This window comes from Pedobacter foliorum (genome assembly GCF_013266735.1).
GTDB lineage: Bacteria > Bacteroidota > Bacteroidia > Sphingobacteriales > Sphingobacteriaceae > Pedobacter > Pedobacter foliorum.
In genome coordinates this window covers 16,835-42,571 of sequence record NZ_JABSNU010000021.1, presented here as the reverse complement: position 1 = coordinate 42,571, position 25,737 = coordinate 16,835, and the positions used below count along the sequence as shown (strand labels likewise).

Below are 25,737 nucleotides of genomic sequence, written 5' to 3'. Positions count from 1 at the left end.
TTTTCCTATGTTTATGTTAATCGTCATTCTGAATTTATTTCAGAATCTCGCACTAGCAAGGTTTTGAATAGCAATTGCGGGATTTTGAAATAAATTCAGAATGATGATTGTGCCTTTTGGGCATCCTCTTTTAAATGATTATATATTAAAGCGTAGTCATATCAATTACAAATCTGTAACGCACATCGCCTTTAAGCATTCTCGCATACGATGCTGTTATATCCTTAATATCGATAACTTCAATATCTGAAACGATGTTATGTTCAGCGCAAAAATCAAGCATTTCCTGAGTTTCAGCGATACCTCCGATACCAGAACCTGCAATACTTTTACGACCACCCAGTAATGAAAAAGGCTGAATTGCATAAGGCTGAGATGGAACACCAACGCAAATTTGTGTACCACTTGTTCTTAGTAATGACAAGTACATATCCATATCGTGCTCTGCAGAAACAGTATCAAGGATAAAGTCAAATGAACCTCTTACTGCATCAACCTGAGCAGGATCAGAAGTCACTACAAAGTGATGTGCACCTAAAGCTTTAGCCGCTTCTTCTTTAGAAGCTGATGTACTTAGTACAGTTACTTCTGCACCAAAAGCTACACCAAACTTAACACCCATGTGGCCTAAACCACCAAGACCTAAAACGGCTAGTTTATGTCCCTTACCAACTTTCCAGTGGCGCAGAGGCGAATATGTAGTAATACCTGCACAAAGCAATGGAGCTGTTGCTGCAAGTGGCAATTTATCTGAAATATGAAGTACAAATTCTTCGCGAACAACAATGTTGTTTGAATAACCTCCATAAGTTGGTACGCCATCCCTACCTTTATTATTATAGGTTTGCGTACTACCTTCAAGGCAATATTGCTCTAATCCTTGCTTACAGTTTTCGCAAGTCTGGCAAGAATCTACCATACATCCAACACCGGCCAGATCATACTTTTTAAACTTCTTTACATGATCACCCACTTTAATTACCCTACCAACAATTTCGTGGCCAGGTACCATTGGGAATACCCCGGGGAACCAATCGTTCTTTATTTGGTGAAGATCGGAGTGACAAACTCCGCAATATAATATTTCCAATTGAACGTCATGAGGTCCTACTTCTCTACGCTCAAAATCCCATGCTGCTAAATCTGTTTCAGCATCTTGTGCTGCATATCCTTTGGCTTGTATCATAGTTAATTTATTTTATTGAAAAATGATTAGTGTAGCATTTTAAATAACAATTCTTTCAACAGCTCGCCATCAGTAGTATTACCTGTACTATCTACCCCTTTACTCTTTAAATCGTACTCCCTTAATAAGCTTATGATATCAAAGGTTTTGTTTAGGCTATAGCTACGGGCTGCTGCTTCGTAATCTTTAACGAAGTATGGATTTACACCCAACTCTTTAGCTGCATCTCCTTTATTCTGTAGGTAATGGTATTTTAAGATCTTTGAGAAATAAGAATTCAGGTTGGCCATAACCATAACCATCGGGTTAGCTTTAGGGTTATCGGCAAAGTAATTAATGATTTGATTACATTTTAAAACATTCTTTACCGCCAGTGCCTTCTGCAATTCAAAAACATTGTATTCTTTACTGATCCCGATGTTCTGTTGAACAAGATCAGTATCAATTGTGGTTTCTTTGGTGATATTTAAAAGCAGTTTCTCAATTTCATTAGCAATCTTTGAAAGATCTGTGCCCAGATATTCGGCCATTAAAGCAGAAGCCTGTGGTGCAATTTTATACCCCTTCTCTTTTACAAGATCGTCTATCCACCCTGCTAACTTATAATCTCTTACCAGTTCAGATTGAAATATCACGCCGTTCTTATCAATGGCTTTATAAATCTTCTTACGCTTGTCGAAATTGGCGTACTTATAACCCAGTACCAGAATGGTGGTTGGCATAGGTTTGTCAAAGTAGTTGAGCACAAACTCAGCCTCTTTACTGCTGCCTTCTGTCTCCTTAGACCACTTCAAATCCTGAGCTTCTTTTACAATGATTAGCTGATAATCAGACATCATAGGATAGCGCTTGGAAGCGTTCATTATGGTAGCCATATCTGTATCTTTCCCATACAGAACAGTTTGATTAAATCCCCTTTCCATATCATTCAACACATTACTTTCCATATAATGGATGATCTGATCTATGTAATAAGGTTCTTCGCCGTGTAATAAATATACAGGCTTAAACTTTCTGGCTTTAATGTCTTTGATTATATCTGCAGCACTCATATTATGGTGTAAACTTAGATAATTTTTTTTGCCTATTTTTACAGAAATGTCATTTACACCTACACCACTTAACCTGCCGGAATATCCTTTCAAGATTACATTAAAGGAGTCGCGTTATTTTATCTTCGACGAAGTAAGAAAAAAACACCTGGTACTTACGCCAGAAGAATGGGTTAGACAACATTTTATCCAGTTTTTGATACTGGAAAAGAAGTTTCCAAAGTCACTTATTCAAATAGAGGGCGGCCTTAACTTAAATCAACTTCAAAAAAGAAGCGACATTGTAATATTTAATAGGCTCGGCGAAAGGATTATGGTGATTGAATGTAAAGCGCCTTCTGTAAAAATTACTCAAGCTACATTTGATCAGGCATCAAGATACAACTCCATCCATAAGGCAAAATGGTTGGTAGTAACTAACGGATTAATGCATTGTTATGCAACGATAGACCACAAAGAGGAACAGTTTGTTTTTATAAAAGACCTTCCTGAATATCAGTTTCTATAAAAACAAACCGTCTTCTCTATGTTATTTTTTATTGCCAACCACCGCCAAGAGCGCGGTAAAGGCTAATTACTGCTTGCCACTGCTGTAATTTATCTCCAATATTATCCAGTTCTGCCGACAATAGATGCTGTTCAGACGTTAATACATCTGTGTAATTTGTAGCAGAACTATAACGCAATAGCTTCTTGGTAAAATCTACAGACTTCTGTAACGACTGCAATTGTTTAGTTCTTATGCTTTGCTGTTCAATTGCTGTTTGGTAAGAGAACAATGCATTAGAGACCTCCTCTCCTGCTTTTAATAAGGATTTCTGAAACAAATACGCTGATTCCTGTTGAGCAGCCTTCGCTGTTGCTAACCTTGCTTTGTTTGCTCCTTTATTAAAAATGGGCTGCGTTATCCCTCCTGCAATATTTGCAAACAAACCCGATGGCGTAATCCAATCTTTAAAACTAAAACTGGTAAAACCACTTGAGGCCGTTATATTCAGTGACGGGTAAAACGATTGTCGGGCGACATTAGTTATTTCAAAAGCTTTCATAAAAGCATACTCTGCCTGTTTAACATCGGGTCTGTTTTGAAGCAATTGTGCAGGAATACCAATATTCAAATCCAAAAGCAATTGCTGAGATTCGAGAGATTTCCTGTCTATTGAGCCAGCCTGACGAGTAAGTAAAACATTCATCACATTTTCAGTTTCTCTGATCTGCCTTTTTAAACGTGGTATAGCCACTTCCGCAGCATATTGATTAGCTTCACTCTGTACCTCGGCTGCACCAGTTACGATGTTGGCTGCTTTTAAAGATTTCATAGTACTTACATCCGTTTTCCTGTTAACAACTGTTTTCTCTAAAACCATCAGTTGCTCATCCAATGCCAAAAGCATGAAGTAATTATTTGCGATATCAGAGATCAATTGTGTTTGAACAGCCTTTCTTGCTTCTTCAGTTTGCAATAAACCTGCCAATGCGCTTCGTTTACTACTTCTTAACTTACCCCAGATATCTGCTTCCCAAGAGGCTGTTAGTCCAACATCATATTGAGTTGAGGAGCTGATGATACCAAAGCCTTGCGGAAAAGCTAGCTTTGATTGGGTTATACTTGCATTACCGTTTAAGTCTGGTAAAAAGGTAGTTTTGCTTTGTTTAAAACTTGCTCTAGCTACATTGATATTTTCAACGGCTATCTTTAAATCCAGATTTTGCTGTAACCCTTCTGTTATCAGTTCTATTAAAAGAGGATCGTTAAACAACTTTTGCCAGGGCATTGTGGCTATCGTAGTTGTGTCTGTATTCTGCTGATCTCTGTAAAGATTGTTGGTATTTATTGTTGGCCTTTCGTATTTCTTTGACACCTGGCACGAAGCCAATACTGTCAGCAAAATTACCAGCCCTATATATTTTCTCATTGTATTCATTTCTTACGGATTATAAAACCTCATTGTTTTTACGTACACCGGATATTTTCTCCTGTAGCGATTGAAAGACCACAAACAACGCAGGAATTACAAATATTCCGAACACCGTGCCGATTAACATCCCTCCAACTGCTGCAGTACCTATTGAGCGGTTACTTAACGCTCCTGCACCAGTAGCTACCATCAGTGGAAGCAAGCCGAAAATAAAGGCAAATGAAGTCATCAAAATTGGCCTTAACCTCGCGGTAGCGCCAGAAATTGCCGACTGGATTAAGCTCATTCCACTAAGTCTGTGCATCAAGGCAAACTCTACAATCAGGATCGCATTTTTTGCAAGCAGACCGATAAGCATAATCAAACTGATTTGCAGGAATATGTTATTGTCAAGCCCAAATAAACGGGCAAATAAGAATGCTCCGGCCAATCCAATCGGCAGAGAAAGTAATACCGAGAATGGCAGAATGTAGCTTTTATACTGTGCGCTTAACAAGAAATAAATGAACAGCAAGCTGAGCATAAAGATTAATAGGGTTTGACTACCGCTAGACAACTCTTCTAATGTTAAGCCCGAGAATTCATAGGTATAACCTTGTGGTAAAGTTTGGGCTGCTACTTCCTGAATTGCCTTTATCGCATCGCCAGAGCTATAACCCGGTTTAGGTGCGCCATTTACTGCACCGGCCGTAAACAAGTTAAAACGATTTAAAAATTCTGGTCCGTAGACCTTTTTAAGTGTAATAAACTCCGATATCGGAGCCATAGCTCCTTTATCATTTCTAACATATATTCTATTGATTGCCTCCTTGTTGGTCCTCTGTTCGGCTTCTGACTGAATCATTACACGGTACTGCTTACCAAAACGGTTAAAGTCGGACGCATAAATACCGCCCAGGTAACCTTGCAAAGTTCCAAGCACCCGATTAACCGGAACACCTGCTTCTTTACATTTAGCAACGTTTACATTAACCTCGTATTGCGGGAAACTTGTATTGTACGACGTAGCGGCATACATGATTTCAGGACGCTGATTTAGCGTGGCCATAAATTTGCCAATTACCGCATCAAAGGCTTTGTAGCTGCCTCCGGTTTTGTCTTGCAATTGGAATTCGAAACCATCATTATTTCCAAACCCTTGTAATGTTGGTGCGGCAAAAAATATGATGCTTGCTCCTTTAATTTCTGCAGTTTTAGCGAACAGCTGGTTCACGATACTTTTAATATCCTGCCCCTTTTTTGTTCGTTCTTTCCATGGTTTTAATCTAATAAAGATAGCTGCGTATGAACTTCCCGCACCACTAATTAAATCCATACCCGCAAGCCTTGATGACAATTCAATTTCAGGGATAGACCTCGCAATACTGTCTATTTTATTGGCGATAAATTCGGTTCGCTCTAAAGAAGTTGCGGGAGGCAAAATCACGTTACCGTATATAGATCCGCTATCTTCATTAGGTACAAATCCGGTTGGAGTGGTTTTTACTAAAAACCAGAACAAGAGACTAAATGCAATGATGATCCCAAATGCAATCCACTTTTTTCCGATCAGAAAAATAACCGACTTCTTGTAACGGTTTGTCATGGTGCTAAATGAGGCATTGAATCCTGCATAAAAGCGTTGTAAAAAGCCTGTTTTCTGTTGATTATTTTCGTCGTGGGGTTTAAGCAGCAATGCGCACAGTGCCGGGCTCAATGTAAGTGCATTTACCGCAGATATGATAATAGCCACAGCAAGTGTTAAACCAAATTGCTTATAAAATACCCCTACCGAACCTGTAACAAAGGTTACAGGAACAAACACCGCAGCCATGATGAGTGTAATTGAAATGATCGCTCCACTAATTTCGCTCATGGCATGCATGGTGGCTTTTTTAGCTGATTTAGCTCCCTGATCAAGTTTTGCATGCACTGCTTCTACTACCACAATGGCATCATCTACTACAATACCAATGGCCAATACTAAGGCAAATAATGTAAGCAGGTTAATGGTAAACCCAAAAAGCTTCAGGAAAAAGAACGTTCCTATAATAGCTACCGGAACGGCAATAGCCGGAATTAATGTAGAGCGGAAATCCTGTAAAAAGATAAATACTACAATAAACACCAATATAAAAGCTTCAATAATGGTAATAATCAATTTAGAAATTGAAGCATCTAAAAACTCATTGGCATTGGCAAACACACTATATTTTACACCTTTGGGAAAGGTTAATGAAGCATCATCCAATATCTTAATACACTTCTTTATAATCTCATTGGCATTGGAACCGGAAGTCTGGTTTATTGCCACATACGGCGATTCATGACCTTGAGCTATGATTGTACTGGAATAAGTAAAAGAGCCCATATCAACCTGAGCTATATCTTTCAATTTAAGTACTTGTCCGTTGCCTACCGACTTAAGGATAATGTTTTCAAACTGGGCAGGCTTTTCAAGCCGGCCGGTATACTTTAAGGTATACTGGAACGGCTGACCGCTGTTCTCTCCTACCTTACCTGGTGCGGCCTCAATATTCTGTTCTGCAAGCGCCTCTGTTATATCAGATGGGATAAGCCCGTAAGCTGCCATTGCATCCGGTTTAAGCCAGATTCTCATGCTATAATCCATGCCACCATATACCGCTGCATTTCCTACTCCCTCAACCCTTTTAATTTGAGGCATCACATTTATCTTCAAATAGTTATCAAGGAATTTCTGGTCGTATTTTCCATCCTCACTATATAAGAGGAAGCTAAAAACCTCACTATTCAATCTCTTACTGGTCGTAATACCTACTTTAATTACTTCGGCAGGCAATAAACTTGTGGCTTTAGTAATCCTGTTCTGCACATTAATTGCGGCCATATCCGGATCTGTACCTTGCTTAAAGTTTATGGTAATGCTGGCACTACCATCATTACTTGCCTTAGAAGTCATATATGTCATATGCTCTACTCCGTTGATTTCTTCTTCGAGTGGAACAATTACACTTTTCATAACTACATCTGCACTGGCTCCCTGGTAGGATGTGCTTACCTCTACCGCAGGCGGCGCAATGTCCGGGTACTGGGAAATAGGCAATGAGTATAGCCCTAGCAATCCAATTATAACAATGATAACCGATATAACGGTAGACAATACCGGGTTATCTATAAATTTCTTTAACATAATATTTTAGTGTTTTGGTTTGATTTTCATTCCATCTTTCAGACTTCCCATTCCTTCTGTCACAATCTGCTCGCCGGGGTTCAATCCTTTCGTTACTACATAAAATTCACCTGAAGGGACATCCATTATCTCTATCTCCGTGCTTTTTACTGTCCCGTTTTTAACTGTGTAAACCATCGTCTTTTCCTGCATTTCGAAGGTTGCTTTAGCTGGGACTAATAGTGCATTGTTTACTTTTAATGGAATGCGAATAAGAGCACTGGCTCCACTCCTAATCAAGCCATCTGGATTAGGAAAGCTTGCTCTCAAATTAACTGAACCTGTTTCTGTATTGATTAAACCGTTTAAGGTTTCCAGGTTCCCTTTTCTTGAATACTCTGATCCATTGGCCAGCAAGAGCGTTACCGGAGGGATACTCATTAACTTATCCTTTATGGTTTTCCCTTTATTACTTTCTGTAAAGTCTAAAAACTGTTTTTCATTGAAAGAGAAATAAGCAAAAACACTGGCAATGTTTGACACCGTTGTTAGTGGTTGAGGTGATGAACTGCTCACCAAACTACCTGTTTTATAAGGTAAATTCCCTACTACCCCATCGGCAGGGCTACTTATGCTGGTATATCCGAGATTGGTACGGGCATTTGCTAGACTTGCTTTTGCCTGAGCTAAAGCAGCCTCCTTAGCATGTAAATTAAAGTTTGCCTGCTTAAGTTCATAATCGCTAATGATCTCTTCTTTTACCAGTGGCAGGGTTTTCTCTACCTGCATTTTCGCCGTATTCACTTCGGCTTCTGCATTTTTTATGGCAGCAGCAGCGGTCTTTACTTCCTGTTCGTACTGCGGAGCGTTTATTTTAAAAAGAAGTTGCCCCTTTTTAACAACAGCACCTTCGTCAACAAGTATTTGCTCTACAAAACCATCTACTTTGGGCCTTATTTCTACATTCTGCTGTCCCTGAATGGTTGCAGTATAGTCGGTATTGAGAACAGCATCTTTAGCTTCTAGTGTGGAAACCGGATATTCCTGAATGGTTTCTTCCTGTGTTTGAGTTTGCGTTGGTCCGCAGGCTTCAAACAGCAGCGTTCCGGCAATTAATGAGAGTAATTGTATTGTTTTCATAAATGTAATTTTTCTTTTAGGGCATAAAAGTTCCCCGTCTCCTAAAAAATCTCTTTTTTTGGCAGTTAAGGTTAACAGCGATTATTTACCGCTTGAATTAAGTGTTGAATTATTTAGTTAAGTATTGAGTGTTAAATTGATTTCATATTCTTAGGTTCTAATCATTAGTAAAGTAGTTATAAGGGTTACATTGGAGATCAGGTCAAATTATAATTCCTTATATCATTAAAAAGTTAAGCAAAGTTAGTACTTTTGTTAATAAAACAACTAAACGCTTGTTTTATTAGATTATGAAGACAAATCGATTCTTAATGCTATTAAAAACCCGTGGTGCACTAACCGCGGGAGAAATTTCAAAGGAACTTGGGATTACAAGTGAAGGTGCGCGCCTACAGCTTATTAAATTAAGTGAGGAGGGTCTAATCAAGTCGACCAATGAATCGAAAGGAGTTGGCAGGCCTACAGTATACTTTAGTTTAACTGAGGAGGGAAACGCAGGTTTTCCTGATACTCATGCTGAGCTAACCGTTAAATTAATACAACTGGTAAAAGCCACACTAGGCGATGAAGCGCTAGACAAAGTGATAACAGCAGGTGAGCAAGCCGGTAAAGAAAAATATTCAAATGAATTGCAGTCCGTTACTGACCTGGAAGGTCGTATATCTCAACTCGCAGATATCCGTACCCGAGAAGGTTACATGGCTGAGTATAGTAAAGATGAACAGGGCTATTTACTAATAGAGAATCACTGTCCAATTTGCGCAGCCGCACAAGTTTGTCAGGGTTTTTGTTCTTCAGAACTAAATACCTTTAAGTTTGTACTAGGTAAGGATGTAGATATTACAAGGGTAAATCACATTATTGCGGGCGACAGAAGGTGCGCATACCGTATAACATTAAAGAAGGCAAGTTAAAAGTGAAGAGGGTGATCATGGTTTATATGGTACACCCTCTTCATTAAAATTATCCTTTTAAAGCAGCAAGGCTTTCCTCGATCGTATTGATCTTCGATTCAGCATCTGCCTTTTTATTACGTTCGTTCTGAATGATCTCAGGTTTTGCATTTTGTACAAAACGCTCATTACTTAACTTAGCATCTACAGATTTCAAGAAACCCTGTAAATAAGTAAGCTCTCCGTTTAAACGCTCTATTTCAGCATCAACATCGATAGCTTCATTTAAGTGAATAAAGAACTCATCATTACCCACCATAAAGTTTACAGCTCCAGGAATCTTATCGTTTACAAACTCAACCTGATTAATGTTAGCCAGTTTGAACACAATGTTTAACCATTTCTCGAAATCTAAAGCAGAGTTTACTTTAATCGCTAAGGGAAGTGCTTCTTTAGGCGAGATCTGTTTTGTATTTCTAACGTTTCTGATCTCAGCAACCAAACCTTTAATCACCTCTACTTCTTTAAGTAATTGTGCATCAGCATTGCCAACAACAGGATAGCTTGCTACAATACAGCACTCTAATTCACCTTTCTCGCCGAAAAGCTCATCATGCCATAATTCTTCTGTTAAGAAAGGCATAAATGGATGTAACAAGGTTAGAATCTTCTCAAAGAAACCAATGGTAACTTTTAAAGTTTCAGCATCTATAGGGTGTTGATAAGTAGGCTTAACCATTTCAAGGTACCAGGCACAGAAATCGTCCCATACCAGTTTATAACAAGCCATCAATGCCTCAGACAGACGGTATTGTTTAAAGTTATCTTCAATCTCGGCAAGAGCCTCATTAAAGCGGTTCTCGAACCACAATATAGCTTGCTGATTAGGGTTTTCAAGATTTGCATCAACTTCCCAACCTTTAACTAACCTGAAAGCATTCCAGATTTTGTTAGCAAAATTACGGCCTTGCTCGCAGTAGCTTTCATCGAACATTAAGTCGTTTCCGGCTGGAGAACACAATAACATACCTACCCTTACTCCATCAGCGCCATACTTCTCAATTAGCCCAATTGGATCAGGAGAGTTACCCAGCGACTTAGACATTTTACGGCCTAATTTATCTCTTACAATACCTGTTAAGTAAACATTTGTAAAAGGTTTCTGACCTCTAAACTCATGTCCAGCCATGATCATACGAGCTACCCAGAAGAATAAAATCTCAGGAGCAGTTACAAGGTCATTAGTAGGATAGTAATAGTTAATATCTTTATTGTCAGGATCTTTAAAACCATTAAATACAGATATTGGCCATAACCATGATGAGAACCAGGTATCCATTACATCCGGATCCTGACTTACAAAAGGAGCCAACTGATGTTTAAAGCCATTAGCTTCAGCCTCAGTAAATACGCCATCTATATCCTTAAGTTTTAAAAACTCATTAAGTGCTTCTTCTTTAGTTTTAGCAACAACCCAATTGCCTTTATCATCATACCATGCAGGAATTTGTTGTCCCCACCATAATTGTCTGCTGATGTTCCAATCCCTAACATTTTCCATCCAATGACGGTAGGTGTTAACAAACTTTTCAGGGATTAACTTAACATCACCTTCCAATACATCTCTCAATGCTGGTTTGGCCATCTCATCCATTTTACAGAACCACTGCATAGATAATTTAGGCTCAATAGCTGCATTGGTACGTTCAGAAAAACCTACCTGCGACTTATAATCCTCAACTTTATCTAAATGACCAGCTTCGTCTAATAAAACAGCAATCTTTTTTCTTGCTATAAAGCGATCTTCACCAACAAGAACAACAGCAAGTTCGTTTAATGTACCATCTTCATTTAAGATATCTATTACAGGCAATTTATGTTTAACCCCTAATTCATAATCGTTCAGATCATGAGCCGGAGTAACTTTTAAACATCCTGTTCCAAAATCCATCGTTACATACTCATCCTGAATAATAGGTATTTCACGGTTGATTAGTGGTACAAAAACCTTTTTACCTTTCAGGTGATGGTAACGCTCGTCGTTAGGGTTAACGCAAATGGCAGCATCTGCCATGATTGTTTCCGGACGAGTGGTTGCAATGGTTAAGAAATCATTGGTTCCAGATACCGAATATTTTATATAGTATAGCTTTTGATTTACCTCTTTACGGATAACTTCTTCGTCAGAAACTGCGGTTTTACCTGCAGGATCCCAGTTTACCATACGCACACCACGATAGATTCTTCCCTTTTTATATAAATGGATAAAGCTATCAATTACTGCTTCCGACAAGTCGTCTTCCATAGTAAAACGGGTACGCTCCCAGTCGCAGCTTGCGCCTAGTTTTTTCAACTGATCAAGAATAATACCTCCGTATTTTTCTTTCCATTCCCATGCATACTTCAGGAACTCTTCTCTGCTAAGGTCTTTTTTGCTGATGCCTCTTTCTTTAAGCATCGCCACAACTTTGGCCTCAGTAGCAATTGATGCATGATCTGTTCCAGGTACCCAGCAAGCATTTTTACCTTGCATACGTGCCCTACGAATCAGTACATCCTGAATTGTATTGTTTAGCATGTGTCCCATGTGCAAAACACCAGTCACATTTGGAGGAGGTATTACAATCGTGTAAGGCTCACGTTCATCAGGCTCAGAATGAAAAAAGTTCTTCTCTATCCAGTAGCTATACCATTTGTCTTCGGTTGCCGCCGGGTCGTATTTTGTGGAAATGCTCATTATTTTATTTATAGTGTCCTCTTAGCGAGTGAATTTTAATTTGTAACTGATTTTCGGATAATTCATAAATCAACCTGTGTTCTTCGTCAATACGTCTTGACCACTTGCCACTCATTTCGTATTTTAAAGCTTCAGGTTTACCAATTCCGTGAAATGGATTACTTTCTATTGCATTAAGGAGTGATGTAATTTTTGCTTGTATTTGTTTATTGCCAGATTTAACCCAGAATTTAATATCAGACTGAGCCTGTTCAGAATAGATTATTTCCACAAATCTTCAGTCTTAATTGAAGTATGTTTTCCGGATTTAAATTCTTCATCACTAAGCTTTATCTTTTCAACAAATTTTGAATTATAAACTGCATTTGATTCTTTAACTTGATTTTGATCACTGACGGATTCAAGTTCATTGACGGAATAATCACCCTTACTTTCCTCAAAAGAGATCTTAAGAGCTTTCATAAAAGCCTTCAGTACTGACAACTGCTCTTTATTTTTTGGATGTACAATTAGTGTTCCCATGCTACAAATTTATGGTTTATTGATTACAAAAAGAAAAAAGACAATTCATTAGGAATCTATTAAAGATTTATGGAATCAGAAGATCAAAGATTTGCTGATTCCATAAGCTCTGCTTACTTCAAATTTTGCATAAAGTAATCTGTAACCTTCTGATATAGATGCACCCTATCTTTACCAATTACATTATGCTCATGACCAGGATAAATCATATAATCAACCTGAACACCTTTATCAACAGCTTTCTTAACAAAGTCGACAGAATGCTGCTGTACCACAACCGGATCCTGCATACCGTGAATTAGTAACAATTTTCCTTTTAATTGATCAACCTTGCTACTCAAATCTGTAGCAGCGTAACCTTCAGGGTTTTCCTGAGGAGTATCCATATAGCGTTCAGTGTACATTACCTCGTAAAACTTCCAGTTTATTACCGGACCACCTGCAACGGCAGCTTTAAACACACCAGGGTGAGTAACCATAAAGTCGACCGTATCGAAACCGCCAAAGCTCCAGCCAAATAATCCCATGTTAGCAGAATCAACATAAGGCAAGCCTTTCAGGTAATCAACAGCTTTCATCATATCTTCCATTTGCACATCACCCGCTCTACGGAACATCGATTGTTCAAAAGCTTTACCCCTGTTGTCACTTCCTCTAGTATCGATAGTTAATACCACATAACCACGCTCTGCCATATACCTGAACCAATAATCTCCAGCTCCGGCATTCCATGAATTTAAGATAAGTTGTGCATGAGAACCACCATACCAATAAACAATAACAGGATATTTTTTGGTACTATCATAACCAACTGGTTTATATAAACTGCAATACAAATCATCTCCGCTATTACTTTTTATAGTAAAGATCGATGAGTTTTCAGTAGCAAAATCAGATAAAGGATTAGCCGCTTTTAATAACGTTTTTGTTTTAGCACTTGCAGTTTCTATTAACTGAATTACCCTAGGCTGCTCCGGACTGCTGTAATTATCTATCACAGTATTTCCAGAAGTACTTACCTGTACATTATGTACCGCACGACCTTGTGTAATCCTATTTGATTTACCTGATTTTAAATTAAGTACATATAAATTCCGGGTGATTGGAGACTCTTCTGTAGAAACATAAAACAACTGATCGCCTTTTGCATTAAAACCTTTTACATCAAGCACCTCCCAATTACCTTTAGTTAACTGTTTTAATACTTTTCCGTTTAAGTCGTATAAATACAAATGATTCCATCCATCACGATTACTTTGCCAGATGAACTTAGAGGGATCATTTTTAAGGAACAACATAGGCTCCAATGGCTCTACATACTTTTCGTCCTTTTCTTCGAATAAGGTTTTAACGAAATCACCACTTGTTGCATCATATTGATTTAACTTCATGTGATTCTGTCCGCGGTTTAAAACAGCAATATAGATGTATTTATCATCCGGGCTCCAGGCAATATTAGTAAGATATTGTTCAACAGGCTCACCGGTTTTAAGGTAAACCACAGCTTTAGTTACTGCATTATAAACTCCTACAGTTACCTCATGACTTTTATCGCCAGCCATAGGATATTTAATATTTACATTTTTTGCGGGTCTTGTAGTCCAATCTATAATTGGATAATCCGAAACCATGCTTTGATCCATTCTATAGAAAGCGAGCGATTTACCACTATTGCTCCAAAACGTTCCTTTTGATATGCCAAATTCATCACGGTGCACCGACGAAGCATAAACAATATCCTTAGTACCGTCCTTAGTTACCTGATTCTGATCTGAACCATTAGCCACAAACAAATTGAAATTATCCAGATATGCGATATACCCAGCTTTACTTTCTTCTACGTTAGTTTTACCGGCAATAGCTGCATCTATAACAACCTTATAAGTATTCTTTGCAGGATTAAAAGCAACCTTACTTCCGTTAATGGTTAATATCCAATCAGGTCCCTGATTAAACTGAATAAAAGGCATCGCCTTTAAAGTATCCTTTTGAAGTGCTTTTAATTTCTGATTTAACTGAGCCAACGATAAAAACAGCTGTTCCTGCTGAGTTTTAAAATTGCCACTCATCCATACCGGTTCACCTCCTACTCGTTTTGCGTACACATAATTCTCTGTACCGTATATAAATTGAAGTTGAGAAAGGTTTTCAGGAGCCAAAGTAGTGCGTGCATTACTCATTGCATCCTGAATGGTCAATTGTTTATTCTGGGCTATACCATAAAACGCAATCGACAACAAGTGAAGACATAAAATCAGTTTTTTCATCAGTACCAAATAATAAGTTAGAGCCAAACTTATACAAAATAACGCAAATTACATCGTTCGCTTGATTACCTTTGATGTGTGAAAAACATCATAAATTTATTATGATTGTTCAATCGTAATAAAAAACAATAGTTTATTAATGAAAAATATCTTTATCGGGTTACTATTTGCAATGCTGTGGGCTTCGGCATCAGTAGCCACAAAGTTTGGCATTTTATCATCTCCCCCATTGGTTCTTGCAAATATTCGTTTCTTCCTTGCAGGCTTTGTATTACTTTCAGTTGGATATATATTTAACAAATCATATAAATTACCTACTGCCGAAGAATGGAAGCACCTTGCAATATTTGGCCTTTTAAATACAACCGTTTACCTGGGCTTGTATGTATGCGCTATGAAGTATACGGCAGCAGGTATAGGGAGTCTGGCCACTTCAACGAACCCACTATTAATTGTGCTACTATCTTCATGGCTAATTGGCCGTAAACCATCAAAAGAAGAAGTATTTAGCATCATAATCGGCATGGTAGGTATCGGAATTGCTACTTATCCATTATTAAAAGACAGTAGTACAACCATCATGGGGGTCAGTTTATTGATGCTAAGTATGGTCTGCGTATCCTTTGCAAGTGTATATTATGCAAGAGTAAAATGGACCTTGCCCAATATTTTAATCAATGGATGGCAAGTGGCACTTGGAGGTATATTCCTACTCCCATTCACTTTTATCTTTAGTGATTTCTCAGCCGTACAATTGGATCACAGATTAATATTCTCTTCATTATGGCTAAGTCTTGCTGTATCTGTTGTTGGCCTTATCTGTTGGTTCAACTTATTAAAAATAGATACTGTAAAGGCATCATTATGGCTTTTTCTATGTCCGCTTTTCGGCTTCTTTTATGCATGGTGGCTAATGAATGAGCCTATTACCATGTACACAGTTGTTGGAACTTTACTCGTTGTTTTCGGACTATATCTTGGTCAGCGAAAAAAATTAAGCATGGCTAAAACGCAATGAGCAGCCCATACCTACCAAACAATAGAACATATTTTACAACCCTCACACAATAAAATATGTTAAAATATGTTAAATAGGTATAACTGACTTAGTCATGAAAACGATAAAACTATTTTCTTTTACAGGTTCCTTACTTAGGCGGTTTAGCTTAACTAGAATCTACTACTGGTTTAACAAGTAATATTTTCAATAGACAAAATACTTGTTTCACAGTATTTATTACATTTACCGCATTGATGTAATTATAAACACCACATTTAGCAGGAATTCTCTTGCATAGGTAAAGTGTTATAAAATCTGTTGACTAACTTTATGAATATTTCAAAACTGACCAGGCATATTGCTGCCTTAGGAATTCTTGCGACCAGCTATACTGCGAACGCCCAATCTCCTGCAAAATTTATCGACCCTGCCAATATGGATCTCAGCGTAAAACCTGGCGATGATTTTTACACCTATGCCAGTGGCACATGGATTAAAAACAACCCTGTTCCTGCAAAAGAAACCCGTTGGGGCACTTTCAACGAGTTAAGGGATTTCAACATCAATGCTGTAAAAGGGCTTGTAGAAGATGCTGCTACAGATAAATCTGTGTCGGAGGGATCAGTAAAAAAACGTGTGGGTGATTTCTTCGCAGCAGCAATGGATAGCTCAGCAATTGAGAAACTAGGTTACTGTCCAATTAAAGCAGATTTAGAAAAAATTAAACAGCTTAAATCCATTCAGGATATTTTAGACCATACGGCATACATGCGCGTAAGCGGACTTGCCTCTCCTATGTTTGGATTTAGCGTTGGTCAGGATAGGAAAAATGTAACCAAATATGTACCTCAACTTGGACAAGGAGGCACAACGCTTCCAGATCGCGATTACTATTTGAAAGATGACAGCAGAAGTGTAAAGATTCGTGAAGCATATACAAACTATATGACTACCCTTTTTGGCTTAATTGGCTATAAAAATGATGAGGCGAAGAAAAAAGCAGCAACTGTATTGTCGATAGAAAAGAGACTAGCTGATGCTCAAATGTCACGTGTAGAAATGCGCGATCCCTATAAAACCTACAATAAGTTCACTGTTGCGGATTTTAGCAAAACCACCCCATTTGTTGATTGGGCTAAGATGCTACTTAAACTAAAAGTAAACGCACAGGATACCATACTTGTTTCTTCGCCTAAATTCTTTGTGGCTTTTGATGAAATATTAAAGAGCGTACCACTTAAAAACTGGAAAACATATCTGGAATGGAACATTCTAAAAAATTCAGCACCTAATCTGAGTTCTCCTTTTGTGGCTGCAAACTTTACTTTCAATCAGGTACAAAGCGGGCAAAAAGTTCAAACTCCAAGATGGCAGAGAATGTCGCAATTAACAGATGGCACAATTGGAGAACTACTAGGCCAACTTTACGTAGCTAAATATTTTAAGCCGGATGCAAAATTAAGGATGACTGAGCTTATCAGTAATCTGAGAAAAGCATTTGAAATCAGAATCAAAAATCTGGATTGGATGAGTGCCCCAACAAAAGAAAAAGCACTTGCCAAACTAAATGCATTTGTTCCAAAAATCGGATATCCAGATAAGTGGAAAACCTATGATGGTTTGGTGATTAGTCGCACAACCTACTTCCAAAACCTAAGAAATGCAGGTGAATGGGGTTATAAAGAAATGATAGATCAACTTGGCAAACCTGTAGACCGCACCCGTTTTGGAATGACCCCTCCAACAGTTAATGCATACTACAGCGCAACAATGAATGAAATTGTATTCCCTGCAGGAATTCTGCAATTCCCTTTCTTTGATCCAAATGCTGATGATGCCGTTAATTATGGTGGTATTGGTGCAGTAATTGGACACGAAATGTCTCATGGATTTGATGATTCAGGAAGTCAATACGATAAAGACGGTAATCTGCGTAACTGGTGGACAGATGAAGATAAAACCAAGTTCGAAACTAAAACAAAGGCATTAGGAGAACAGTTTGATGCTTACACTGTGTTAGATACCATTCATGTAATTGGAAAACTAACCATGGGCGAAAACATTGGTGACCTTGGAGGCCTTAATGCTGCGTACACCGCATTCAAATTAACCAAACAAGGCCAGTCGAACGAAAAGATTGATGGTTTTACACCAGATCAGCGTTTCTTTCTTTCATGGGCTCAAGTTTGGAGAGGCAACATTTTACCAGAAAGTGCAGCGCAGCTGATTAAAACAGACCCGCACTCGCCAGGCCCTTATAGAACTATTGGCGCCCCTGTAAATATGGATGCATGGTATGAAGCATTTGATGTTAAACCGGGTGATAAACTATTCAAGAAACCTGAAGACAGAATTAGAATGTGGTAATTCCCCTCATCATTATGATAACCTAATCATAATGATAGTCTCGTCATTATGACAACCGTGTCATTACAATAACCTCGTCATTCTGAATTTATTTCAGAATCCCGCACTAGCAAGGCTTCCTTTCTCTTGAGGGATCCTGAAATAAATTCACTGTTGTCCGGAGAAAGTTTTATAATAAATTTTAACCGGACAGCCGACTTACAAATGGCTGCAATATTTGGCTTCTGAAATATTATTTTCCTGAATATTGCAGCTATAAAGAGTTAAGAATGCTAAAACACGAATTATAATCTAATTTTCTCCGGACAGCCGGATTTAAATAGGAATTTTAAAAATGGGAAAAACAGAGGGCTTGCTTTTTCAAAAGACAAAAAAAACACTGTTTTTAGCTTAATTTAAATGATTTAATGGTGTGTTTAGATTTTAACCGGACAACAGTGAAATAAATTCAGGATGACGCTTTCAGGATGATACTCTCAGGATGACGCCTTATCGTATAACAAATCAGTAAGCTGATCCAACGAGTTTAATATTCGATCCATATCAGCTGGATTATTGATATCAATCCCGCAAAACGGATTTCCACTAGCCTTAGCCTGCAATACCATAAAAATTATACCTGATACCTGCAACGCGATTATAGCACGAAAATCAACATCCGTTTTGTCGAAATGTGGCAGTAATAGCTTAAAAACCTCTTCCCCAAATGCCTCTCGTTTTAAACCAACCTCTTTCATTAGCTTGTTTTTCTCGCTGGTTTCCCAAATCACAATCTTCTGCATCTCCTCTTCAGTGTAAAAGAAACTAAGGTGAGTTTTTAAAATCGTCTTAACCATTGGTCTGCCATTGTCAATTTGAGATTCGGCCATAAGCTTTTCCATATCTCCCGACAAACTAATCCAATAATCCTTTGTTTTCACATAGGTTTCTATCAAATTATTTACATTATTATCAAAATACCTGTAAATCAACTTCTTATTAACCTCTGCTTTTTTAGCAATATTATTAACCCCTAATGCCGTATAGCCCTCACTTTTAATGATTTCACCAACCGCAGCAATCAATTTAAGCATTGTTCTTTCTTTATCTCTGATTGCTCCAGCTATACGCTTTCTTGGTTTCTCCATGGGTTAAAATTAATAAAAAAATACGTATGTCACCACTTAGAAAAATTCTAACAAGTATTTTTGAAAAAGTTTAACTACCTAACTAACCAAACCATAATCTCTCATTATGAATGACGTATCGGAACCTATGCAAGCACTAAAAGCCATTAGTATTTCACAACTGGCTATTGGGGACTCTCTAGTGAACTTAGGCAACGTACTGGAAATCAACGAAAATGAGAAGAACTTCTCACTAGTTATAGAGAGAATGGAGCAAAGGCAAGTTTGGAATTTTAGTAAAACCGAAGAAGTAATTATAAAATCTGATTCTTAAAAAACAGATCAAAAGTATAAACTCAACGCTCAACAATTCAAATGACCTGGAAGTAATTTCGGGTCATTTTTATTTACGGGAATCTGCTAATTAGCACATTAAAATACAATTTCTCATTTTTTTTCATCTGCACTGTAACCTTTTACACCATTTGAGCATCTTATAAATAGCTAAATAAGAATCACAAAACCATTCACATATTCAATTAATATGCTTAAAAGCGTATGTGGAAAAACTATGCATATTATGAAACCTAATAAATACATTTTACTTCTTGTCCTATTCGCTAGCACTCTGCTATTTACGGTAGCAAATGCACAAACAGACAATACAACCGGAGAAATATCCGGTAAAGTTTTAGACGAACAACAAAAAGCATTTCCATATGCTACCATCAGCTTGTTAAACGCCAAAGACTCAACTGCTATAAAAGGTACACTTACCTCCGACAATGGCACTTATCAACTAAAAGAAATTAAACAAGGTAATTACCTAATAGCCATCTATGTAGTTGGGTATAAAAAGGTATTTAAGGGGCCTTACACTATAAGTCCTACCAAAAAATCTCATGAACTTGGCGATGTACAATTGGCTACAGACGCGAAAGAACTAAAAGGTATTGAAATTGTTAAACAAAAACCACTGATAGAAAGACAAATTGATAAAACCGTAATAAATGTAGAGAATAGTGCATTGGCGGCAGGTAACACAGCTCTCGAGATTTTACAGAAATCTCCTGGAGTTACTGTTGATAAAGATGGCAAAATTAGCCTAAAAGGTAAGCAAGGGGTAACAGTAATGCTTGATGGTAAACCTACTTATCTATCTTCAGAGCAATTGGCCAACTTACTTCGATCTACTGAAGGTAATGCTATCCAATCCATCGAATTAATCACCAACCCTTCAGCAAAATATGATGCAGCAGGTAACTCAGGTATCATCAATATCAAATTGAAAAAGAACCGAAATTATGGCACCAATGGATCTGTACTTGGAGGTGTGGGCTATGGCAAATACTACAAAGCAAATGGTGGCCTAAACCTAAATCATCGCGAAAAGAAAATCAATGTTTTTGGAAATTATGATTACGGTCGCAACAAGTCATTTGGTAGTACAGATATTTCCAGGGTAAACAATACGGAAACAGATCAAACCTATTTTGATCAAACTAGCGACAATACTAGACTTAGAAACAACAGCAACTATAAAGGCGGTATAGACTATTTTATTAACGACAAGAACACCATTGGCTTTGCTTTTAATGGATATAATGCAAACGGAAAAAACGCCTCAGATGTACTCACTTTAATAGGCAATCAGCCTTCCAAAACTGATTCATCAGTGGTGGCCCAAAATCCTAATAAATATAAATATACCGGCATGTCATACAACCTAAACTATAAAGGAACAATAGATAGCCTTGGCCAGGAAATAACTATAGACGCAGATTATTCTGAACATATAGGCAGACAGGATAATAATTTCAACAACAGATACCTTAATAATCAGGGGCAGCCTTCTAAACCCGACTATATTTTCAGAAACGCGACACCATCAACAACCAAAATATGGGCAGGAAAAACTGACTACACCTACCCTATTAATAAAGAGATGAAACTTGAAGTTGGTATAAAATCAAGCTTTGTAGAAACAGACAACAACTTCATATTTGAGAATTATGAAGACAATCAATGGCAGAACGACACCAAACGAAGCAACCAATTCCTTTACGATGAAAACATTAATGCTGCCTATGCTAACTTCAGTAAAAAATTTAAAACAACATCTGTACAATTAGGCTTAAGAGCTGAACAAACCAATTCAAAAGGAAATTCGCTTACAGAGCAAAAAGTAGTTAACAGACACTATATTAATCTTTTTCCAAGCGTATTTATCAATCAGGAATTGTCAAAAGATCATGATATGGGAATTTCATACAGCAGAAGAATTGATCGCCCTGATTACGGTTCATTAAATCCATTCATTTATTATCTGGACTTATACACTTATAGATTTGGTAATCCATTCCTAAAACCACAGTACACAAATGCCTTTGAACTATCTTATTCCTACAAAAAAACCTTAAATGTAACCTTTGGATACAGTCATACTACTGATGTAATTTCCGATGTACTGTTAACAGATACAGTTAAGAAAACAATCTTCATTTCTAATCAGAATCTTGCAACACAAGATGCATTCAACCTCAACATTAGTTACCCAATACAAATAACCAAGTGGTGGAGCAGCACAAATACCTTTACCGGTTTCTACAATAATTTTAAAACACCTGACATTTTAGGTAAACCATTTCAAAGTGGAAAAGCTGCATTTAACTTCAATACAACTCAAACCATTACCTTAAATCCAACGCTAAATGTAGAGTGGTCTGGCTATTACCAGTCTAAACAGGTTTATGGAACCATATTCATTGATCCTCAGTATTCTATTGATCTCGGCATCAGTAAATCATTACTGGATAAAAAATTAAATATCAAACTCGCAGCAAATGACCTTTTTAATATGCAAAGAGCAAAGATTACAAGCGCCTTAGCCTCACAAAATTATACAGTTAGAGAAAAATGGGAAAGTCGAGTATTCCGTTTAACCTGCACTTACCGCTTTGGAAGTAATGACATCAAAGCAGCCCGTCAGCGTTCCAGCAGTTCTGAGTCAGAAGGCCGCAGGGTTAAATCAGGTAAATAGCCGTTAGTTATACTTCTCCTGAACCTTTTTGCTGAGCTTTCTTAGCACAAAGGTTCGGGATTCTGCTACCCTGCTTTTCAATTCAGGCTCCAGCAATACCTCCAAACTATCTAACGATATCCATTGCCGCTTTGCCATATGATATGCTTGCTGTACTCCAGGTCTGGCTACCAGCATATCAAACTCATCAGGATCACATTTAATAGACAACCGACCTTCCTCAAGCGACATAATCACATAGATTTTTTCTTCTATCATAAAGCAAAGGTGATCCCATTTCATACCCTCTGTAGTTCCTTTTAGGCTCAGGCAATAGTCTCTAAATGTTTCAATATCCATAACAAGCAATTAAGACCTAAAGTTAAAAACTATTTTATCTAAGTTTGTACGGATGAATAAACTTATCCAAACCGCCGATGGTTCAAACACCCTGTACAACGAAAGTATTGGCGAAAATTATCACTCTAAACACGGAGCACTGCAAGAAAGCAAACATGTATTTATTGATGCAGGCTTAAAACATGCAATAGCCAGCTTTCCTGATCAAGAAATAGCTGTTTTAGAGGTTGGCTTTGGTACAGGTCTTAATTTTCTAATGAGCATTGCCCATTCTACAGAACATAAGGTAGCACTTAAATATACAGGACTAGAGGCCTTTCCTTTAACGATTGAAGAATTAGAATCAACAGGCTACAATGCATATGTATCAGATGCAATTTGGAAGAGTCTCATCGACAATTATGGAAAAGCATTACTGCAAGCGGTAAACCTATTGCCTGATCAACAGCTTAAAATTGTGCAAACCTATCTTCATAGATTCGAGACCGCACAAAGATTCGACCTCATTTACTTTGATGCCTTTTCAGTTCAGCATCAACCTGAAATGTGGACGGATGAAATCATTGTCCATACCTGTCAGTTTTTAAAACCAGGAGGGATATTTGTTACTTATGCCATCACCGGAAAACTTAAGCGCGCACTCAAAGCCGTAGGCTTTACCATAGAAAAGCTACCCGGAGCACCCGGAAAACGAGAAATGCTAAGAGCAACCAAAACAGTTGAAACCAAATAGTTATCTATATATTCCAAACTGCCGACGATAATAGAAACATGACGCTGTTATTTTTGTTAAAGAAGTATTCTGCTCTCACGCAACCTACCTTAACAACAGAAATTACAGCTCATGAAAAAGAGAAAACTAGGACATTCCGACTTGTTTATTTATCCAATAGCTTTTGGAGGTAACGTATTTGGCTGGACTGCCGATGAAAAAAGATCATTTGAAATACTTGATGGCTTTACTGATGCAGGCTTTAACTTTATTGATACAGCAGATGTATATACTGCATGGATACCCGGGAACTCAGGTGGCGAATCAGAAACAATAATTGGGAACTGGATGTCCCAGAAAAAGAACAGAGATAAGATTATACTTGCCACAAAAGTTGGCGCTCCGTTGCCTTCTGATAAAAAAGGTTTATCTAAAAAGTACATCTTTCAGGCAGTAGAAGATTCTTTAAAAAGATTAAAAACAGACTATATAGATCTTTATCAATCACATTACGATGATCTCGACACACCAATACAAGAAACTTTAGAGGCTTATCATCAATTAATCAAAGAAGGCAAAGTCAGGTGGATTGGGGCCTCTAACTTTTCACCAGAGCGTTTAATTGAATCATTAGAAATAGCAAAGAAACTCAATCTACCTAAATACCAAACGCTGCAACCAGAATACAACCTATATCAGCGTGAAGGATACGAAAAAAACTATGAGCAAATTGTACTGGACAACGAATTAGGAACAATTAACTATTTTGCCCTTGCAAGTGGGTTCTTAACAGGAAAATATCGTTCAGAAGAAGACTTAAACAAAAGTCAACGGGGGAGGGGAGTTAAAAAATACCTTAACGAGAGAGGTTTTAAAATATTAAAGGCGCTTGATGAAGTCTCAGAACAATACAGCGCAGATCAGGCAAGTATAGCTCTAGCCTGGTTAATAGCCCGGCCGTCTATAACCGCTCCAATTGTAAGTGTAACCAGTTTAGGTCAATTAGAGGATATCAAAAAAGCGGTAACCTTAAAATTAAACATTGAAGACATTGCTATTCTGGATGAGGCGAGTGCCTGGGAATAACATTTCTTTTAATATAACAAACGCTCTGCTAAATATTTGGCAGGGCGTTTGTTTTTAGTTAATTTCCCTACGTTAAACTTTCACTAACTGGGTTCAACCAATCATCTATGAGGAACATCGCACTCCCTTTTTATGCCAAACTAGCATTAGTGCTATTTGCAATCATTTGTTTAGGATACCTGGCTATTTTAGGACAAACATTACTTGCACCCTTGCTAACCTCATTTCTGTTGGCATTACTTTTACTACCCCTCTCTAATTTTCTGGAACAAAAATGGCGCTTTAAAAGAAGCTTGGCTTCAATTGTATCGGTTATACTAATGATCGCATTTATATCAAGTATCTTATACTTTTTAGCTAATCAACTTACAGATTTGTGGCAAGACTGGCCTGCACTTAAAAAACAAGGAGAGACCTCTTTTCACGATATCCAGAACTGGATCTCCAATACCTTTAACATCAATACCAAAAAGCAAATAGACTATTTAAAAGATAGCGCCAGCAGCGCTGTTTCTACCAGTGCAACAGTTTTAGGAGCAACATTGCTTACCCTATCCTCTACCCTGCTTTTCTTGTCTTTTCTACTTCTTTTTACCTTTTTCATTCTAAACTATCGTAAAGTACTTTTCACTTTTTTAACCTCCGTATTTGAAGAGCAACATGCAGATAAGGTTAGTGAAATACTAAGACGTATCCAATACATTATCAAGAAATACATCACAGGCTTATTCCTCCAAATGTTTATTGTAACCCTATTAATGGTTTTAGTACTCTGGATTTTAAATGTGAAATATGCAGTTCTATTAGGTTTAATAGCCGGTATCTTTAACATTATACCTTACATTGGCATCTTCACTGCTTTACTCATCAGTTCACTTATCACTTTTGCCACAGCAGGTGCAGCTAAAATGCTGCTTGTAGTAATAGCCTTTGCAGGTGTCCACGCATTAGATGGAAATGTATTGATGCCTTTGGTAGTTGGATCAAAAGTAAAGATAAATGCCTTATTCGCCTTTATAGGCATAGTAGTTGGCGAAATGATATGGGGTATATCAGGTATGTTCTTATGTATTCCTTATCTGGCAATGCTAAAGATAATATTTGATCGTGTAGACTCGTTAAAACCGTGGGGAATCTTGCTTGGTGGAGAAGAAAAACCACAGAAAAAACGTAAGGTGTATCGACTAACCAAAAACATTAAGCTCGAAGAACAGGAATAAACAAATTTTAAAAATGCATTA

General features: G+C 37.7%; 20 protein-coding genes. 9 read left to right on the top strand and 11 right to left on the bottom strand.

Annotation, left to right across the window (positions count from 1 at the left end; translation table 11 throughout):
* Window positions 1–145: 145 nt before the first annotated feature.
* On the bottom strand, window positions 146–1,186 hold the full coding sequence (locus tag HQN83_RS23870; protein ID WP_173094064.1) for an NAD(P)-dependent alcohol dehydrogenase: 1,041 nt from the start codon (window positions 1,184–1,186) through the stop codon (window positions 146–148).
* A 26-nt stretch (window positions 1,187–1,212) separates the two neighbouring features.
* The gene (gene holA, locus HQN83_RS23865; protein ID WP_173094062.1) at window positions 1,213–2,238 is read right to left on the bottom strand and encodes a DNA polymerase III subunit delta; all 1,026 of its coding nucleotides are present in this window, start codon (window positions 2,236–2,238) and stop codon (window positions 1,213–1,215) included.
* Between the two features lie 46 nt (window positions 2,239–2,284).
* Here holA and HQN83_RS23860 point away from each other — a divergent pair, with 46 nt between their 5' ends.
* Window positions 2,285–2,746 carry a type I restriction enzyme HsdR N-terminal domain-containing protein gene (locus HQN83_RS23860; RefSeq protein ID WP_173094060.1) on the top strand — a complete coding sequence of 154 codons (462 nt, stop codon included), beginning with the start codon at window positions 2,285–2,287 and terminating at the stop codon, window positions 2,744–2,746.
* 28 nt (window positions 2,747–2,774) lie between these two features.
* On the opposite strand, the gene HQN83_RS23855 is transcribed toward HQN83_RS23860, so the two are convergent.
* The 3 genes from HQN83_RS23855 to HQN83_RS23845 are packed head-to-tail and all read right to left on the bottom strand — an operon-like array spanning window position 2,775 to window position 8,427.
* Window positions 2,775–4,154, bottom strand: coding sequence for an efflux transporter outer membrane subunit (locus tag HQN83_RS23855; protein WP_217277460.1), 1,380 nt, complete (start codon window positions 4,152–4,154; stop codon window positions 2,775–2,777).
* Between the two features lie 19 nt (window positions 4,155–4,173).
* Window positions 4,174–7,308, bottom strand: a complete 3,135-nt coding sequence (locus HQN83_RS23850; protein WP_173094056.1) for an efflux RND transporter permease subunit — start codon at window positions 7,306–7,308, stop codon at window positions 4,174–4,176.
* Between the two features lie 6 nt (window positions 7,309–7,314).
* Window positions 7,315–8,427 carry an efflux RND transporter periplasmic adaptor subunit gene (locus HQN83_RS23845; RefSeq protein WP_173094054.1) on the bottom strand — a complete coding sequence of 371 codons (1,113 nt, stop codon included), beginning with the start codon at window positions 8,425–8,427 and terminating at the stop codon, window positions 7,315–7,317.
* A gap of 311 nt (window positions 8,428–8,738) precedes the next feature.
* Between HQN83_RS23845 and HQN83_RS23840 the strand changes: the two genes are divergently transcribed.
* Window positions 8,739–9,341: a helix-turn-helix transcriptional regulator gene (locus tag HQN83_RS23840; RefSeq protein ID WP_246254575.1), complete on the top strand. Its 603-nt coding sequence runs from the start codon at window positions 8,739–8,741 to the stop codon at window positions 9,339–9,341.
* Window positions 9,342–9,390: 49 nt separating this feature from the next.
* Here the strand turns inward: HQN83_RS23840 and HQN83_RS23835 are convergent, their stop codons facing one another.
* The 4 genes from HQN83_RS23835 to HQN83_RS23820 form a co-directional block, all read right to left on the bottom strand.
* Window positions 9,391–12,057: a valine--tRNA ligase gene (locus HQN83_RS23835; protein WP_173094050.1), complete on the bottom strand. Its 2,667-nt coding sequence runs from the start codon at window positions 12,055–12,057 to the stop codon at window positions 9,391–9,393.
* A 4-nt stretch (window positions 12,058–12,061) separates the two neighbouring features.
* The gene (locus HQN83_RS23830; RefSeq protein ID WP_173094048.1) at window positions 12,062–12,328 is read right to left on the bottom strand and encodes a Txe/YoeB family addiction module toxin; all 267 of its coding nucleotides are present in this window, start codon (window positions 12,326–12,328) and stop codon (window positions 12,062–12,064) included.
* Complete coding sequence (locus HQN83_RS23825; RefSeq protein WP_173094046.1) at window positions 12,319–12,579, bottom strand: DUF2683 family protein; 261 nt, start codon at window positions 12,577–12,579, stop codon at window positions 12,319–12,321. The genes HQN83_RS23830 and HQN83_RS23825 overlap by 10 nt, the downstream gene beginning before the upstream one ends.
* Before the next feature lie 113 nt (window positions 12,580–12,692).
* The gene (locus HQN83_RS23820; protein ID WP_173094044.1) at window positions 12,693–14,846 is read right to left on the bottom strand and encodes a S9 family peptidase; all 2,154 of its coding nucleotides are present in this window, start codon (window positions 14,844–14,846) and stop codon (window positions 12,693–12,695) included.
* 139 nt (window positions 14,847–14,985) lie between these two features.
* On the opposite strand from HQN83_RS23820, the gene HQN83_RS23815 reads away from it, so the two are divergent.
* Window positions 14,986–15,864, top strand: a complete 879-nt coding sequence (locus tag HQN83_RS23815; RefSeq protein WP_173094042.1) for a DMT family transporter — start codon at window positions 14,986–14,988, stop codon at window positions 15,862–15,864.
* 312 nt (window positions 15,865–16,176) lie between these two features.
* Complete coding sequence (locus HQN83_RS23810) at window positions 16,177–18,213, top strand: M13 family metallopeptidase (protein ID WP_173094040.1); 2,037 nt, start codon at window positions 16,177–16,179, stop codon at window positions 18,211–18,213.
* 476 nt (window positions 18,214–18,689) lie between these two features.
* On the opposite strand, the gene HQN83_RS23805 is transcribed toward HQN83_RS23810, so the two are convergent.
* Window positions 18,690–19,340 carry a TetR/AcrR family transcriptional regulator gene (locus HQN83_RS23805; protein ID WP_173094038.1) on the bottom strand — a complete coding sequence of 217 codons (651 nt, stop codon included), beginning with the start codon at window positions 19,338–19,340 and terminating at the stop codon, window positions 18,690–18,692.
* A gap of 106 nt (window positions 19,341–19,446) precedes the next feature.
* Here HQN83_RS23805 and HQN83_RS23800 point away from each other — a divergent pair, with 106 nt between their 5' ends.
* Window positions 19,447–19,653 carry a hypothetical protein gene (locus tag HQN83_RS23800; RefSeq protein ID WP_173094036.1) on the top strand — a complete coding sequence of 69 codons (207 nt, stop codon included), beginning with the start codon at window positions 19,447–19,449 and terminating at the stop codon, window positions 19,651–19,653.
* A 246-nt stretch (window positions 19,654–19,899) separates the two neighbouring features.
* On the top strand, window positions 19,900–22,359 hold the full coding sequence (locus tag HQN83_RS23795; RefSeq protein WP_173094034.1) for an outer membrane beta-barrel protein: 2,460 nt from the start codon (window positions 19,900–19,902) through the stop codon (window positions 22,357–22,359).
* 3 nt (window positions 22,360–22,362) lie between these two features.
* On the opposite strand, the gene HQN83_RS23790 is transcribed toward HQN83_RS23795, so the two are convergent.
* On the bottom strand, window positions 22,363–22,698 hold the full coding sequence (locus HQN83_RS23790; protein WP_173094032.1) for an MmcQ/YjbR family DNA-binding protein: 336 nt from the start codon (window positions 22,696–22,698) through the stop codon (window positions 22,363–22,365).
* 52 nt (window positions 22,699–22,750) lie between these two features.
* Between HQN83_RS23790 and mnmD the strand changes: the two genes are divergently transcribed.
* The 3 genes from mnmD to HQN83_RS23775 all read left to right on the top strand — a co-directional run bounded on the left by mnmD (window position 22,751) and on the right by HQN83_RS23775 (window position 25,716).
* Window positions 22,751–23,431, top strand: a complete 681-nt coding sequence (mnmD, locus tag HQN83_RS23785; RefSeq protein WP_173094030.1) for a tRNA (5-methylaminomethyl-2-thiouridine)(34)-methyltransferase MnmD — start codon at window positions 22,751–22,753, stop codon at window positions 23,429–23,431.
* Between the two features lie 111 nt (window positions 23,432–23,542).
* A complete protein-coding gene (locus tag HQN83_RS23780; protein WP_173094028.1) occupies window positions 23,543–24,496 on the top strand; it encodes an aldo/keto reductase in 954 nt (317 codons plus the stop codon).
* A gap of 107 nt (window positions 24,497–24,603) precedes the next feature.
* Window positions 24,604–25,716, top strand: a complete 1,113-nt coding sequence (locus HQN83_RS23775; RefSeq protein WP_173094026.1) for an AI-2E family transporter — start codon at window positions 24,604–24,606, stop codon at window positions 25,714–25,716.
* The last annotated feature ends 21 nt before the right edge of the window (window positions 25,717–25,737 follow it).